At 60.0% G+C, this 14,665-nt stretch carries 12 protein-coding genes; 7 read left to right on the top strand and 5 right to left on the bottom strand.

From position 1 onward, the window contains the following. Positions 1–3 precede the first annotated feature (3 nt). The 7 genes from PSEST_RS11160 to PSEST_RS11130 all read left to right on the top strand — a co-directional run bounded on the left by PSEST_RS11160 (position 4) and on the right by PSEST_RS11130 (position 10,614). Positions 4–2,025, top strand: coding sequence for a nitric oxide reductase activation protein NorD (locus PSEST_RS11160; protein ID WP_015277082.1), 2,022 nt, complete (start codon positions 4–6; stop codon positions 2,023–2,025). A 177-nt stretch (positions 2,026–2,202) separates the two neighbouring features. After that, positions 2,203–3,513: a trigger factor gene (gene tig / locus PSEST_RS11155; RefSeq protein WP_015277081.1), complete on the top strand. Its 1,311-nt coding sequence runs from the start codon at positions 2,203–2,205 to the stop codon at positions 3,511–3,513. 89 nt (positions 3,514–3,602) lie between these two features. Further along, entirely contained in the window at positions 3,603–4,241 is a 639-nt protein-coding gene (gene clpP, locus PSEST_RS11150) for an ATP-dependent Clp endopeptidase proteolytic subunit ClpP (protein ID WP_015277080.1), read from the top strand. Between the two features lie 97 nt (positions 4,242–4,338). Continuing rightward, complete coding sequence (gene clpX, locus PSEST_RS11145) at positions 4,339–5,619, top strand: ATP-dependent Clp protease ATP-binding subunit ClpX (RefSeq protein ID WP_015277079.1); 1,281 nt, start codon at positions 4,339–4,341, stop codon at positions 5,617–5,619. Between the two features lie 133 nt (positions 5,620–5,752). Continuing rightward, positions 5,753–8,149, top strand: coding sequence for an endopeptidase La (gene lon, locus PSEST_RS11140; RefSeq protein WP_015277078.1), 2,397 nt, complete (start codon positions 5,753–5,755; stop codon positions 8,147–8,149). A 130-nt stretch (positions 8,150–8,279) separates the two neighbouring features. Then, positions 8,280–8,552 (top strand): nucleoid-associated protein HU-beta, encoded by a 273-nt coding sequence (gene hupB, locus PSEST_RS11135; protein WP_003282502.1) that lies wholly within the window; start codon positions 8,280–8,282, stop codon positions 8,550–8,552. Positions 8,553–8,757: 205 nt separating this feature from the next. Beyond that, complete coding sequence (locus tag PSEST_RS11130) at positions 8,758–10,614, top strand: SurA N-terminal domain-containing protein (protein ID WP_015277077.1); 1,857 nt, start codon at positions 8,758–8,760, stop codon at positions 10,612–10,614. 102 nt (positions 10,615–10,716) lie between these two features. Here the strand turns inward: PSEST_RS11130 and PSEST_RS11125 are convergent, their stop codons facing one another. From PSEST_RS11125 to pqqD, 5 genes are all read right to left on the bottom strand, one after another. Beyond that, a complete protein-coding gene (locus tag PSEST_RS11125; RefSeq protein WP_015277076.1) occupies positions 10,717–11,562 on the bottom strand; it encodes a dihydroorotate dehydrogenase in 846 nt (281 codons plus the stop codon). Continuing rightward, complete coding sequence (gene serC / locus PSEST_RS11120) at positions 11,555–12,655, bottom strand: 3-phosphoserine/phosphohydroxythreonine transaminase (RefSeq protein WP_015277075.1); 1,101 nt, start codon at positions 12,653–12,655, stop codon at positions 11,555–11,557. The genes PSEST_RS11125 and serC overlap by 8 nt, the downstream gene beginning before the upstream one ends. Further along, on the bottom strand, positions 12,636–13,139 hold the full coding sequence (locus tag PSEST_RS11115) for a urate hydroxylase PuuD (protein ID WP_015277074.1): 504 nt from the start codon (positions 13,137–13,139) through the stop codon (positions 12,636–12,638). The genes serC and PSEST_RS11115 overlap by 20 nt, the downstream gene beginning before the upstream one ends. An 85-nt stretch (positions 13,140–13,224) precedes the next feature. Continuing rightward, a complete protein-coding gene (gene pqqE, locus PSEST_RS11110) occupies positions 13,225–14,370 on the bottom strand; it encodes a pyrroloquinoline quinone biosynthesis protein PqqE (RefSeq protein WP_015277073.1) in 1,146 nt (381 codons plus the stop codon). Next, a complete protein-coding gene (gene pqqD / locus PSEST_RS11105) occupies positions 14,339–14,635 on the bottom strand; it encodes a pyrroloquinoline quinone biosynthesis peptide chaperone PqqD (protein ID WP_015277072.1) in 297 nt (98 codons plus the stop codon). Before pqqD ends, pqqE begins: the two co-directional genes overlap by 32 nt. Positions 14,636–14,665: the final 30 nt, after the last annotated feature.

The raw sequence follows: 14,665 nt of genomic DNA, 5'->3' as shown, positions 1-14,665 counted from the left end.
ACCATGGCCGAAGCCGAAGAAGTTCTTACCGACGCGGCGCGGCATGCGACGGTCTTCGCCCAGCGCCTCTGGCGTCGCTACAGCCCTGCGCCGGACGCACCTGCAAGTCTGCCGCTGAGCGAGGTGGCTGAGCGCCTGGAGTTGCTGCTCGCGGCAGTGTTCGGCAACAGCTATCGGTTGCGTGTCGCCCAGCCCCCCGCACGACCGACCTTGCTCGCCGACTTATTTGGGCGTAGTCCCAGGCCACAGCGGCGCGCTGCAGTACCGGCAACCGATGGCGCGAGTATCTGGTTGCCGCGCATGCTGGATATCCCTGACCGCCCGCTTGCGGCGACCCTCTATAAAGTGATGGCGTTGCAGCAGGCTATGCGCATTCGCCGCGGCAGTGCACTGAGCGATTGGCGCAGTCTCCCGCTACTTGCCGGTGCGCTTTACCACCTGCTGGAAGCCCATGCGGCCGAGCGCGAGCTGCTAGAGGAAATGCCAGGGCTGGCTGACTCGGTACAGGTATTGCGGGTCTGCGCACTCGCGCGTCGTCCAGCGCTGAGTGCGTTCGGTGCGGCACGACGCCCTCTGGAGGCCCGCGTGCGTGCGCTGCTGGTGGGCGAGGCGGATGGTTTTCCGCAGTCGCCTACGCCGGAAGCGTCGTGCGACTGGGCGACTCGATTGGTGGCCGAATGGGCATTGGAACCTGCTCCTGGAGGACGCATCGGCCAGGAGCCACTGTTCGCGGACTGGTGGACCGGAACGTTGCTGGCTCCTGCGATGCGCCATCAGCAGCATGCGGTCGCTGCTCCGATTTCACACGACCCCACTCAGCCGGCGCCGCAGAGCGTGCGGCTCGAACGGCGACCCGATATTCGTCAGGCGCGCCCCGATGAGGATGAATCGGAGGAAAGCGGACCGCTGATGATCCAGCTGGACGAACCTCATCCCCACGCGGAGGACCCGATGGGCCTGCAGCGGCCCATCGATCGGGACGACACGGATGCAGAGCTGTTCGGGGAAATGCTCGGCGATCTTCCTCAGGCGCGTCTGGTCGCTTCACCCGGACAGCCCAAGGAGGTGCTGCTGGCTGATGACCCACCAGATGCCTCTGTTAACGCGCTTGCACCCGGCGTTTTGGCTGCGCAGCGAGGGATTAGCTATCCCGAATGGGATTACCGCACGCAGCATTACCGCGAGCAGAACGCCCTCGTGCAGGTACGCACGGCTCCCCCAGGTAATCCAGTCTGGCTAGCAGAAACGCTCGAATCTCATCGAGGATTGCTTGAGGGGATTCGCCGCCGCTTCGAATTGCTGCGCACCCACCGGGCCTGGTTGCGCGGTCAGGTCGATGGAGACGAGCTGGACCTGGATGCATATGTCGATGCGCTGGCGAATTTTCGAGCGGGCAGCGGACTGACCGATCGTCTGTACCGTACGCAGCGTTGCGCAGAGCGGAACCTGGCCATCCTGCTGCTCATCGATGTCAGCGGGTCGACGGACAGCTGGATTTCCCAGGGGCGACGCGTGATAGATGTCGAGCGCGAAGCCCTGTTGCTGGTGAGCATCGCGCTGCAGAGCCTGGGTGCCCCCTACGCGATCCAGGCATTTTCAGGGCAGGGCAGGGAAGCGGTGGTGGTCCGCGATATCAAGACCTTCGAGGAGGCTTATGGCCAAGAGGTGGCGCTACGCATCGCCGCGCTGGAGCCGGAGCATTACACCCGCTGTGGCGCGGCTATCCGTCATGCGAGCGCCAATCTCATGCGTCAGCCGGCGGCCCGTCGGCTGCTGCTGGTGTTGTCCGATGGAAAACCCAGTGACAACGATGACTACGAAGGTCGATACGGAATCGAGGACACCCGTCAGGCCGTTCTGGAAGCCGTGCTGCAAGGCATATCGCCGTTCTGCCTGACCATCGACCGGCAGGCCAGCGCCTACCTGCCGCGGATATTCGGTGCGACCCGCTATGCGCTGCTGCCGCGCCCGGACCTGCTGCCTACCGTTCTGCTCGATTGGATGAAGCGATTGGTGCAGGGTTAGTTGGCAGCGCATGTCCCTGATTTGCGACCGGGCTGCCGCAAGCAATGATTATCCGCGCGCGGTGCGGCTGTTGCTCGGTGTGACAGGCAGGGTGACTTATGTCAACCGAGCCACTAGAATGCTTGCCCATTCTGGGGCCGGAACGCCCGGCTTATGTCTGTGCAACGAGGAAAATCCATGCAAGTTTCTGTTGAAAGCACCTCCGCTCTTGAGCGCCGCATGACCATCGGCGTGCCGGTCGAGCGCATCGAGACCGAAGTCAACAAGCGTCTGCAACAGACCGCCAGCCGTGCCAAGATCCCTGGTTTCCGCCCCGGCAAAGTGCCGATGAGTGTGATCCGCCAGCGTTACGAAGAGGCCGCTCGCCAGGAAGCGCTGGGCGACCTGATCCAGTCGACCTTCTACGAGGCCGTCGTCGCCGAGAAGCTGAACCCGGCCGGTGCGCCGTCCGTCGAGCCGAAAGTGTTCGAAAAGGGCAAGGACCTCGAGTACGTCGCCACTTTCGAAGTGTTCCCTGAGTTTGAAGTGGCCGGTTTCGAGGCTATCGAGATCGAGCGTCTGCAGGCTGAAGTGGCCGAAAGCGACGTCGATAACATGCTGGAAATCCTGCGCAAGCAGAACACCCGTTTCGAGAACGTTGAGCGTGCCGCCGAGAACGGCGACCAGCTGACTATCGACTTCGTTGGCAAGATCGACGGCGAAGCCTTCGCCGGTGGTTCGGCCAAGGGCACTCAGCTGGTACTGGGTTCGGGTCGCATGATCCCTGGCTTCGAAGACGCCCTGGTTGGCGCCAAGGCCGGCGAAGAGCGCGTGATCAATCCGACTTTCCCGGAGGATTACCAGAATCTCGACCTGGCCGGCAAAACCGCCGAGTTCACCGTCACCGTGAACGCCGTTGCCGCTCCGCAACTGCCTGAGCTGAACGACGAGTTCTTCGCCCAGTTCGGCGTGCAGGAAGGTGGCGTTGAAGGCTTCCGCGCTGAAGTGAAGAAAAACATGGAGCGCGAGCTGCGCCAGGCCATCAAGACCAAGGTGAAGAACCAGGTCATGGAAGGGCTGGTAGCCGGCAACCCGATCGAAGTGCCCAAGGCGCTGATCGACAATGAAGTGAACCGTCTGCGCGTCCAGGCTGTTCAGCAGTTCGGTGGCAACATCAAGCCTGATCAATTGCCGGCCGAACTCTTCCAGGAGCAGGCCAAGCGCCGCGTCGTTCTCGGTCTGATCGTTGCGGAAGTGGTCAAGCAGAAAGAACTGAAGCCGGATGAAGCTCGTGTGCGCGAGCTGATCGAGGAAATGGCCTCGGCTTATCAGGAGCCCGAGCAGGTTGTTGCCTGGTACTACAAGAACGCCGAACAGTTGAACGAAGTCCGTTCGGTTGTGCTCGAAGAACAAGTTGTAGATACTGTTCTGCAGCAGGCCAAGGTGACCGACAAGTCGGTCTCCTACGAAGAAGCTGTCAAGCCTGCGGAAGCCCCGCAAGCTGCCTGATTTCTTCACACATTCGAGTGCACAAACATAAGCCAGCCTCGTGCTGGCTTATGTCTTTTACGGCATGACATAGGGAGTATCGTTGGAACATGTCCCGCAATCCTTTTATGCAAGTTCCGGACATTCAGGCCGCCGGCGGCCTGGTCCCGATGGTGATCGAGCAATCCGCACGCGGTGAGCGCGCCTATGACATCTATTCGCGCCTCCTGAAAGAGCGGGTGATCTTCATGGTCGGCCAGGTCGAAGACTACATGGCCAACCTGATCGTCGCGCAGATGCTGTTCCTCGAGGCTGAAAACCCCGAGAAGGACATTCACCTCTACATTAATTCCCCGGGTGGCTCGGTGACTGCCGGGATGTCGATTTATGACACCATGCAGTTCATCAAGCCGGACGTGTCGACCATCTGTATCGGTCAGGCCTGTTCCATGGGTGCCCTGCTGCTGACAGGCGGTACTGCCGGTAAGCGTTACTGCCTGCCGCATTCGCGCATGATGATCCACCAGCCATTGGGTGGCTTCCAGGGCCAGGCTTCGGATATCGAGATTCACGCACGTGAAATCCTGACTATCCGTGAGCGCCTGAACAAGGTTCTGGCCCACCATACCGGCCAGCCGATGGATGTGATTGCCCGCGACACCGACCGCGACAACTTCATGAGCGGTGAGGATGCCGTCAAGTACGGCTTGATCGACCAGGTTCTGACCCAGCGTCAGCTCGCCGTCTGATCCCTGCAGCCTGCGATATGCGGCTGTGCCGTGGGCTTGAAAAAGCCCACGATTGCCTTCATCTTGTGTTTCAAGCCTTCCCGATTGGATCGATCGAATGACTGACACCCGCAACGGCGAGGACTCCGGCAAACTGCTCTATTGCTCTTTTTGCGGCAAAAGCCAGCATGAAGTACGCAAGTTGATCGCCGGGCCCTCCGTTTTCATCTGCGACGAGTGCGTCGACCTGTGCAATGACATCATCCGTGAGGAGGTGCAGGAAGCGCAGGCCGAGAGCAACGCGCACAAACTGCCTGCGCCCAAGGAGATCAGCGGCATTCTCGACCAGTACGTCATTGGTCAGGAACGTGCGAAGAAAATCCTGGCAGTGGCCGTTTACAACCACTACAAACGCCTGAACCAGCGCGACAAGAAAGAAGAAGTCGAGCTGGGCAAAAGCAACATTCTGCTGATCGGCCCGACTGGATCCGGCAAGACGCTGCTGGCGGAAACCCTGGCGCGCCTGCTCAATGTTCCATTCACCATCGCCGATGCGACCACGCTCACCGAGGCGGGCTATGTTGGCGAGGATGTCGAGAACATTATCCAGAAGCTGCTGCAGAAGTGTGATTACGATGTAGAAAAGGCGCAAATGGGCATCGTCTACATCGATGAAATCGACAAGATTTCTCGCAAGTCTGACAACCCGTCGATTACTCGTGACGTGTCCGGGGAAGGTGTGCAGCAGGCGCTGCTCAAGCTGATCGAGGGCACAGTCGCCTCCGTCCCGCCGCAGGGCGGTCGCAAGCACCCGCAACAGGAATTCCTGCAGGTAGATACACGCAACATCCTGTTTATTTGTGGTGGTGCGTTTGCCGGATTGGAGAAGGTCATCCAGGGGCGTTCGACCCAAGGTGGCATCGGCTTCAACGCCGAAGTTCGCAGCAAGGATCCGGGTAAGAAGATCGGTGAAGCGCTGCGCGCGGTAGAGCCGGACGATCTGGTCAAGTTTGGTTTGATTCCGGAATTCGTTGGGCGTCTCCCCGTGATCGCCACGCTCGACGAACTCGACGAAGCGGCGCTGATTCAGATCCTCACCGAGCCGAAGAATGCGCTGACCAAGCAGTACGCCAAGCTGTTCGAACTGGAAGGTGTCGATCTCGAGTTTCGTCCGGATGCGCTCAAGGCAATCGCCAGTCGTGCTCTGGAGCGCAAGACTGGTGCGCGCGGTTTGCGCTCGATTCTCGAGGGCGTGCTGCTCGACACCATGTATGAGATTCCTTCGCAGAAGGACGTCAGCAAGGTGGTCATCGACGAAAGCGTGATCGAAGGCACATCTCAGCCTTTGCTGATATACGAAAACACCGAACCGCCAGCCAAGGCTGCGCCTGAGGCGTGATCGAACAAAAGGGGCCTGCGGGCCCCTTTGCATTTTGCTTCGCCGCCTTGTTTTTTATGGAGCGCGCCCTCATCTTTGCTGCAAGGGTATAGCCCATCCGTTTACCGCCGAATGGCCGTCGTAGAGCTGAATTATGAAGACAACCATCGAATTGCCCCTTTTGCCGCTGCGCGATGTGGTGGTTTACCCGCACATGGTGATCCCGCTTTTCGTTGGCCGTGAAAAATCCATCGAAGCGCTCGAGTCCGCCATGGCCGGCGACAAGCAGATTCTCCTGCTGGCGCAGAAAAACCCTGCTGATGACGATCCGGCCGAAGACGCGTTGTATCGTGTGGGCACAGTGGCTACCGTGCTGCAGCTTCTCAAGCTGCCAGACGGTACGGTCAAGGTGCTGGTCGAGGGTGAGCAGCGCGGCGTGATCGAGCGCTTCGTCGAGGTGGATGACCACTGCAGGGCTGAGGTTTCGCTGATCGAGGAAGCGGAAGTCGAGGCGCGTGAATCCGAAGTCTTCACCCGCAGTCTGCTGAGCCAGTTCGAGCAGTACGTGCAACTGGGCAAGAAGGTTCCCGCTGAGGTCCTGTCCTCGCTGAACAGCATCGATGAGCCGGCGCGCCTGGTCGATACCATGGCTGCGCACATGGCGCTGAAGATCGAGCAGAAACAGCAGATTCTCGAAATCACCGACCTAGCAGCTCGCGTCGAGCACGTCCTGGCGTTGCTGGACGCAGAGATCGACCTGCTGCAGGTGGAGAAGCGCATTCGCGGCCGCGTGAAAAAGCAGATGGAGCGCAGCCAGCGCGAGTACTACCTGAATGAGCAGATGAAGGCCATTCAGAAGGAGCTCGGCGATATCGATGAAGGTCACAATGAAGTTGATGAGCTGAAGAAGCGCATCGAGAATGCCGGGCTCAGCAAGGATGCCTACGCCAAGGCTCAGGCTGAACTCAACAAACTGAAGCAGATGTCTCCGATGTCAGCTGAGGCCACGGTTGTTCGCACCTATATCGACTGGCTGGTGAACGTGCCGTGGAAGGCCGCCAGCAAGGTCCGCCTGGATCTGGCCAAGGCTGAAGAGGTGCTCGACGCTGATCACTATGGCCTCGAAGAGGTCAAGGACCGCATTCTCGAGTATCTCGCCGTTCAGAAGCGTGTGAAGAAGCTCAAGGGGCCGGTGCTCTGCTTGGTCGGGCCGCCGGGTGTCGGCAAGACTTCGCTGGCCGAGTCCATTGCGCGCTCGACCAACCGTAAGTTCGTCCGCATGGCGCTCGGTGGTGTGCGCGATGAGGCGGAGATCCGCGGTCATCGCCGTACCTATATCGGCTCCATGCCCGGTCGCCTGATCCAGAAGATGACCAAGGTCGGAGTGCGTAACCCGCTGTTCCTGCTCGACGAAATCGACAAGATGGGCAGCGACATGCGCGGCGATCCGGCTTCGGCGCTGCTCGAGGTGCTGGACCCGGAGCAGAATCACAACTTCAACGACCACTACCTTGAAGTCGACTATGACCTCTCGGATGTGATGTTCCTCTGCACCGCCAACTCGATGAACATCCCAGCGCCGTTGCTCGATCGCATGGAAGTCATTCGGTTGCCGGGTTACACCGAAGACGAGAAGATCAATATTGCCACCCGTTACCTAGCGCCCAAGCAGATCGAGGCCAATGGCCTGAAGAAAACCGAGCTGGAGTTTCAGGAAGCGGCGATTCGCGACATCATCCGCTACTACACTCGCGAAGCGGGCGTGCGCAGCCTGGAGCGTCAGCTGGCCAAGGTGTGCCGGAAGGTCGTCAAGGAACACGCGGCAGAGAAGCGTTTCCACGTCGTCGTGGACGCTGATTCGCTGGAGCACTTCCTTGGTATACGCAAGTTCCGCTACGGGCTTGCTGAGCAACAGGATCAGGTCGGGCAGGTGACTGGCTTGGCCTGGACCCAGGTTGGCGGGGAATTGCTCACCATCGAGGCGGCTGTCGTGCCCGGCAAGGGGCGATTGACCAGAACCGGCTCACTTGGTGAGGTCATGGGTGAATCGATTACGGCGGCGCTTACGGTGGTTCGTAGCCGAGCTACCAGCCTCGGCATAGCCGCGGACTTCCATGAGAAACAGGACATACATATTCACGTGCCTGAAGGTGCGACGCCGAAAGACGGCCCGAGCGCCGGTATCGGCATGTGCACTGCATTGGTTTCCGCCTTGACTCAGATTCCGGTGCGCGCCGATGTCGCAATGACGGGTGAAATCACATTGCGCGGCCAAGTGCTTGCAATTGGTGGATTGAAGGAAAAGCTCCTCGCTGCTCATCGCGGCGGGATCAAAACTGTGATCATTCCGGAAGAGAATCAGCGTGATCTGAAAGAGATTCCTGAAAATATTAAGCAGGACCTGCAGATTAAACCGGTGAAGTGGATTGACGAGGTCCTGCAAATTGCGCTGCAATACGCGCCGGAGCCCTTGCCCGATGCGGCTCCCGAGATTGTTGCAAAGGACGACAAGCGCGAGCCTGATTCCAAGGAGCGAATCAGCACGCATTAGTCTGGATGGCCACGTTGACACACTTCAGGTGCCCTTGTTTAATCGGCCTCTTGTGTCATAGCCATCTAGCACCGCTTTGCTTACACCCGAAAATTAAAGATACGACTCAACAGAAATAAGGGGACTTAGAGTGAACAAGTCGGAACTGATCGATGCTATCGCTGCATCTGCTGATATCCCAAAAGCTGTTGCTGGCCGCGCGCTGGATGCAGTGATCGAATCCGTCACCGGTGCCCTGAAGGCTGGTGACTCCGTTGTACTGGTTGGTTTCGGTACTTTCGCTGTCAAGGAGCGCGCTGCGCGCACCGGTCGCAACCCGCAGACTGGCAAGCCGATCAACATCGCCGCCGCCAAGATCCCGGGCTTCAAAGCTGGCAAGGCTCTGAAAGACGCCGTTAACTAAGCGTTTTTCAATGCGGCCAGTCAGCAGTTAGCTGCGCTGGCTCGGAGCGGTTGTAGAGCAGGCTTGCCCTGCTGCATTCAGGCTTGGGGGAATAAGCCCAACCGCTCCAAAAGCTCCGAGAAGGCGCATCCCTGGATGCGCCTTTCTTTTATCCGGTTCCAACCGCGTTGCGCAGCCCACCGCGCCGCAGACTCCTGGGGGTCGCATGCTTCAGAACATCAGGGACAATTCACAAGGCTGGATAGCCAAAACCATCATCGGCATCATCGTGGTGCTGCTGGCTTTGACTGGCTTCGAAGCCATCTTCAACGCCTCCAGCAACAGCCAGAACGCCGCTGCGGTCAATGGTGAGGAAATCTCCCGCTACGACCTGGATCAGGCGATGAACATGCAACGACGCCAGCTGGCTCAACAGCTGGGTCAGGACTTCGACGCCTCGTTGATCGATGATCGTTTGCTGCGTGACGCTGCGCTCGGTTCGCTGATCGATCGCATGCTGCTTTTGCAGGGTGCCAAGAGCGCTGACTTCGCTTTCTCCCGCGAAGCGCTTGATCAATTGATTCTGCAGACCCCCGAATTCCAGGTGGAAGGCGCTTTCAGTTCTGCACGTTTCGATCAAGTCATTCAACAGATGGGCTACTCCCGCCTGCAGTTCCGCCAGTTGCTTGAGCAGGAGATGCTGATTGGTCAGCTGCGTGCAGGCATTTCCGGTACCGGTTTCGTCACCGACCAGCAGGTCGAAAATTTCGCACGTCTGGAAATGCAGACGCGTGATTTCGCGCTGTTCACCGTGCCGGCGCAGCACGAGACGATTGATGTAAGCGATGAGCAGATCCAGAAATACTACGATGACAACGCTGACCGTTTTCTCACACCTGAGCAGGTGATCGTCGAGTATGTCGAACTGAAGAAGGAGTCATTCTTCGACCAGGTCGAAGCGTCCGATGAGGAGCTGCAGGAGCTGTATCAGAAGCAGATCGCCAATCTGGCCGAGCAGCGCCGCGCCGCGCATATCCTTATCGAAACTGGCGGTGAGCTGAGCGATGCTGAGGCCAAGGCCAAGATCGATGAAATAGCTGAACGAGTGAAGGGCGGTGAAGACTTTGCCGTCGTCGCCAAGGAGGTCTCGCAGGATCCAGGCTCCGCCAACGAAGGCGGTGACCTCGGCTTCGCTGGCCCCGGCGTCTATGACCCTGCGTTCGAAGATGCACTTTATGCGTTGAACTATGGCGAGGTGTCTGCGCCGGTGCAGTCCGAGTTCGGCTGGCACATCATCAAGCTGCTGGGCGTCCAGTCACCTGAGGTGCCGTCTTTCGAAAGCATGAAGCCCGAGCTGGTTCGCGAACTCAAGGCGCAGCAGGTCGAGCAGCGGTTCGTGGAAACCAGCAAGCAATTGGAGGATGCCGCATTCGAGGCGTCCGACCTGACGCAGCCGGCGCAGGATCTTGGCCTGATGGTACAGACCACCGAAGCGTTCGGCCGTGACGGCGGCGAAGGCATCACTGCCAATCGCCAGGTTATCCAGGCTGCTTTCAGCGAAGAGGTGCTGGTCGACGGTGCCAATAGCAGCGTCATCGAACTCGATCCTGATACTTCCATCGCACTACGCGTCAAGGAGCACCTGAAGCCGGCCCCCATCCCGCTGGCGGATGTACGTGACGATATCGTTCAGCAGCTTCAGCGCAGTCTGGCAGCCGAAACGGCTCGTACTCAAGGCGAGCAACTGCTGGCGGATCTGCGTCAGGGGCAGCAGCCGGATGGCCAATGGCAGTCGGTGGAAGCCGCCACGCGGAGTCAGGAAGGTGTTGCGCCGGCGCTGCTGCAGGCCGTGTTCCGCATGCCACGTCCGGAGCAACAGGACAAGCCGAACTATTCCGGTGTTGCCTTGAGCAATGGGGACTACGTCGTGGTGCGCCTGAACGGCGTCAACGAGCCCGAGGCTGCGCTATCGGATGAGGAGAAGCTGAATTTCCGTCGCTTCCTGGCCTCGCGTGTTGGCCAGCAGGACTTTGCAGCGTTTCGCCAGAAGCTGCACGCCGAGGCGAAAATCGAAAAGTTCTGATCGCGACTTGATCAGCAATGATCGGCCGGTTTTTTCGGTCGATCATTTTGAAAACGCCCCGGCTAGTACGGGGCGTTGTCGTTTTTGCTGCAGAATTGTCGCTCAGCGGAGCAGGTGGCGTGCTAGCCACGGCCCCTGATGCAGCAGTGCTGTGTGAACCTGCACCAGCTCGGCGCCGGCATCCATACGCGCTTGCAAGTGGCTCGCCGTCTGGATGCCGCCCACCGAGATCAATGCCATGCCCTGGCCGCAAAAGCGCCGCAAGCCTTCGATTTGTTCACAAGCCAGTGCCTGTTGTTGTGGGTCCTGCCAGGCACGGTAGCGCTCGCGCGTCGCTGGTGGTCCTGGGTCATGGGCGGCTAATAGCCCGTCGAACTTGAGGTCGAGCAGCATGCTGGCTAGCAAGAAGGGAACCTGCTTTGGCAGGCAGCGTAGCTTCGCTACCAGCGGTACCTGGCGCTTGCCCTCCAGGTTCAGCTGCTGATGCTCCTCGCGGAGAGCGGTCAGGAGGTTGCGCAGGCGCACGGCATTTGAGAGCAGAGGTGCGCTGGCCGGGCCGATCAGGTTCAGTACCAGGTAGTCGGCCTGGGGCCATGCGTTGCGCAGCAGCGCGCAGCTCTCCGCCACCGAGCTTCCCGCATCCAGGGTCAGGTTTATTCCAAGACGCGCCTCGCCACGTGACATCGGCTCCAGTTGCGCCAGTTCATCCGCAGTCAGGCTACCGATCTCGTTGAAACCGAATCCCAGCGCCGCCACCCGCCGGGCAAGACGCCCGTTGCGATCAAAGCCGGCGGCGATACCTAGCGGCGACGGAAAGCTTAGGCCCATCACGGTAAGAGGCCGGCCCGGTACGGCGTGCGGCAGACGACAGGCAACGTCGACCAGAGTCAGTGACAGCTGCTGTGCCAGTGAGCGGCGTAAAGCGTGCAGGCCGTGCCTTCTATCCATGCTTACGCTCGAAATCAGTCATGAATTCCACCAGGCGCGCCACTCCGCTCAGTGGCATCGGGTTGTACAGGCTGGCTCGTATGCCGCCGATCGCTGCGTGGCCGCGCAGATTGGTTAGGCCGTTACGCTCGGCCTCGGTCAGAAAGGTTTCGGTCAGTCCGGGCTTGGTCAGTTGGAAGCAGACATTGATCGGTGAACGGTCTGCGGGGCGTTGCGGACACAGGTAGAGGTCGCTGTTGTCAACGCAACGGTACAAAAGGCAACTTTTTTGCTGCGCTGCGGCAGCCATGGCTGGAACGCCGCCGTTACGTCCCATCCAGCGCAGCATCAGCCCGGTCACGTAGACGGCGAAGGTGGGCGGCGTGTTGAAGCGGCTCTGCTGCTCGGCCTGCGTCGCATAACTGAACGCGGTCGGCAGACCGGGAGGGGGCGCTCGCAGAAGATCGTTGCGGATTATCACTATGCACAGCCCGGCGATGCCTAGATTCTTTTGCGCGCTGGCATAGATCAGGCCGAAGCGTTCGAGCGGAAGCTGCCGGGTGAGAAAGTCTGAGGTCATGTCTGCAACCAGTGGTACCACCAGTTCCGGAAACTTCTGCAGCTGCAGCCCATTACCGGTTTCGTTGCTGGTCACATGGCAATAGCCGGCAGCCGGATCGAGCTGCCAATGATCCAGTGGGGGCAGGGCGGTGAAAGCCTGATCTGCACCACTGGCGACGACATTGACTGGTGAATGACGGCGGGCCTCGGTGATTGCCTTGCGTGCCCAGTGGCCGCTTTCCAGATAGTCCGCACTCTGTCCTGGCTGCAGCAGATTGAGCGGCAACAGGCCGAACTGCGCCGAGGCGCCGCCTTGCATGAAAAGCACGCGATAGTTGTCGGGTATCGTCAGTAATGCACGCAAGTCGGCTTCGGTCTCGGCCATCAGCTGCTTGAAGTCTGTGCTGGTGAAGGGCTGCTCAAGCACGGACGAGCCGGTATTGCGCCAGTTCGGCAGCTCATCGCGGATCTGTTCGAGGACCTCTGCCGGCAGCATGGCCGGGCCCGAGGCGAAGTTGTAGCGTTCGGCGCGCTCAGAAGAAGTGCAGGCCATGACCGCCACTCGCCATCAGGAACAGCAGGGGAAAGGACAGAATGGTGTTGCTGCGTGAGGAGAGGAAGGTAATCCGCGAGCAGCGCACCCGCTCTTCCAAAGTCGCCGGCACGAAACCGAGCAGCTTTTTCTGATGCGGCCACAGCACCAGCCAGAGGTTGAGCAGCATCAGCGTGCCAATCCAGGCGCCCAGGCCGATCACTGCCAGCGGGCCTTGTAGCAGCAATGCATCAGCCAGCCAGCCGCGTTGCCAGAGCATGAACATGCCGGATACCCAGACCACCACGGAGGCGTAGCGGAAGATGCCGTGCTCACGTTTCATCCGCACTTCCAGATCGCGGTTCAACGTGGCGGTATCGATACCGTTCTGCAGTGGCACGAAGCGCGGGTTCTGGATGAAGTTGGCGTAGTTATGACCAACCCAGACCAACGCGAACAGCAGATGCGCATAGCGGGCCAGCAGATCGAGAACGGGTAGCTGCATGGCTCAACCCACCAACCAGTAACGCAGTAGCAGGTAACAACCAAGCGTTAGCGCGAGGCCTGTGCTAACGGTGCCGCCGAACGAATCATGGGGCAGTTTCAAGTTCCACCCCCTGACTGGCCTGTCTGGCGATCAGCGTGCCCTGCGGGCGCGTAGCTTCCTGCGCCAGCGCCACGGCCTGGCGAATCAGCTGATGATGTGGAGATTTACTGCAGGCCGGATCGGTGTTGGCACCATTGCCGGTCAGCAGCAAGGCCTGGCAGCGGCAGCCGCCGAAATCTTGTTCCTTTTCGTCACAGCTGCGGCAGGGTTCGGGCATCCAGGCGTCGCCACGGTAGAGGTTGAATACCGGCGAGTCGTGCCAGATCTGCTCCAGCCGTTGCTGACGCACGTTGGGGAAGGTCAGGTTCTTGAAGTTGCTGGCCTGGGAGCAGGGCAGCACGTTGCCGTTTGGCGCGATGGTGACGTGAATCGCGCCCCAGCCGTTCATGCAGGCCTTTGGACGACCTTCGTAATAGTCTGGAATGACGAAGAATATGGTCAGTCGATCACCGAAACGCTCGCGTGCCTTATGTACCTCGTCTTCGGCTCTCTGCAGTTCGGCATGGGTCGGCATCAGCGCATCGCGGTTGAGCAGTGCCCAGTTGTAGTACTGCACGTTCGCCAGTTCGAGATACTCGACTCCCAACTCGACGGCGAACGCGATGATCTCCGGCACCTGAGCGATGTTCTGCCGAGTGATCGGAACGTTGAGCACCATGGGAAAGTCCATGGACTTGATCAGCCGCGCCATGCGCAGTTTGCGCTCCAGGGCATCGACGCCGGCCAGCTGACGAGCCACTTCACGGTCGGTTGATTGAAAACCGAGCTGGATGTGGCGCAGCCCGGCATCCTTCAGGGCGCGCAGGCGCGCTTCGGTCAGGCCGATACCGGATGTGATCAGGTTGGTGTAGTAGCCCATGCGGTCAGCCTCGGCGACCAGCGTTTCGAGATCCTTGCGCAGCGTGGGCTCGCCGCCCGAGAAGCCGATCTGCATCGCGCCCATGGCACGGGCCTGGGCCATTACATCGATCCACTCGGCGGTGCTCAATTCGTCCTGGCGGTAATCGGTGAAGTTGCGCGGGTTGCTGCAGAACACGCACTGCAGCGGGCACTGGTAGGTCAGCTCCAGCAGCAGCCAGACCGGGTTGCCGCTGCCATCAAGCCTTAGCTCGGATCCAGCCCTTGCCATGGGATACCTCCAGGAAATTCAGGACACCGTTGCGAATCGCGTCGACGTCGGATGCGTTGTAGCTAAGCGCGAGCTGATCGATCAGCTCGGCGACGCTGGTCTTGCCGTCGCAGCGCCGCAGAATCTCGCCGCCGGTGACGTTGAGCTTGACGATGCCCTCTGGGTAGAGCAGCACGTGGGCTTGCTGCGAGTCTTCCCAGCGAAAGAGGAAGGGCGGGCGGATCTCGTAGCGGCAGGCTGGTGAAATCATTGTTGTTGTCGTCATGTCCATATCCTCGCTCGACCGGCGTGAAGC

It is taken from the genome of Stutzerimonas stutzeri RCH2 (genome assembly GCF_000327065.1).
GTDB classification, from domain to species: Bacteria; Pseudomonadota; Gammaproteobacteria; order Pseudomonadales; family Pseudomonadaceae; genus Stutzerimonas; species Stutzerimonas stutzeri_AE.
The sequence above is the reverse complement of the archived record's forward strand: the minus strand, read 5'-3'. Positions and strand labels throughout refer to the sequence as shown.

What these genes read in the sequence shown, in the direction of transcription:
- PSEST_RS11160 (WP_015277082.1), top strand. Translation starts at nt 4, where the DNA reads ATGGCCGAAGCCGAAGAAGTTCTTACCGACGCGGCGCGGCATGCGACG.
- tig (WP_015277081.1), top strand. Translation starts at nt 2,203, where the DNA reads ATGCAAGTTTCTGTTGAAAGCACCTCCGCTCTTGAGCGCCGCATGACC.
- clpP (WP_015277080.1), top strand. Translation starts at nt 3,603, where the DNA reads ATGTCCCGCAATCCTTTTATGCAAGTTCCGGACATTCAGGCCGCCGGC.
- clpX (WP_015277079.1), top strand. Translation starts at nt 4,339, where the DNA reads ATGACTGACACCCGCAACGGCGAGGACTCCGGCAAACTGCTCTATTGC.
- lon (WP_015277078.1), top strand. Translation starts at nt 5,753, where the DNA reads ATGAAGACAACCATCGAATTGCCCCTTTTGCCGCTGCGCGATGTGGTG.
- PSEST_RS11130 (WP_015277077.1), top strand. Translation starts at nt 8,758, where the DNA reads ATGCTTCAGAACATCAGGGACAATTCACAAGGCTGGATAGCCAAAACC.
- PSEST_RS11125 (WP_015277076.1), bottom strand. Translation starts at nt 11,562, where the DNA reads ATGGATAGAAGGCACGGCCTGCACGCTTTACGCCGCTCACTGGCACAG.
- serC (WP_015277075.1), bottom strand. Translation starts at nt 12,655, where the DNA reads ATGGCCTGCACTTCTTCTGAGCGCGCCGAACGCTACAACTTCGCCTCG.
- PSEST_RS11115 (WP_015277074.1), bottom strand. Translation starts at nt 13,139, where the DNA reads ATGCAGCTACCCGTTCTCGATCTGCTGGCCCGCTATGCGCATCTGCTG.
- pqqE (WP_015277073.1), bottom strand. Translation starts at nt 14,370, where the DNA reads ATGGCAAGGGCTGGATCCGAGCTAAGGCTTGATGGCAGCGGCAACCCG.
- pqqD (WP_015277072.1), bottom strand. Translation starts at nt 14,635, where the DNA reads ATGACGACAACAACAATGATTTCACCAGCCTGCCGCTACGAGATCCGC.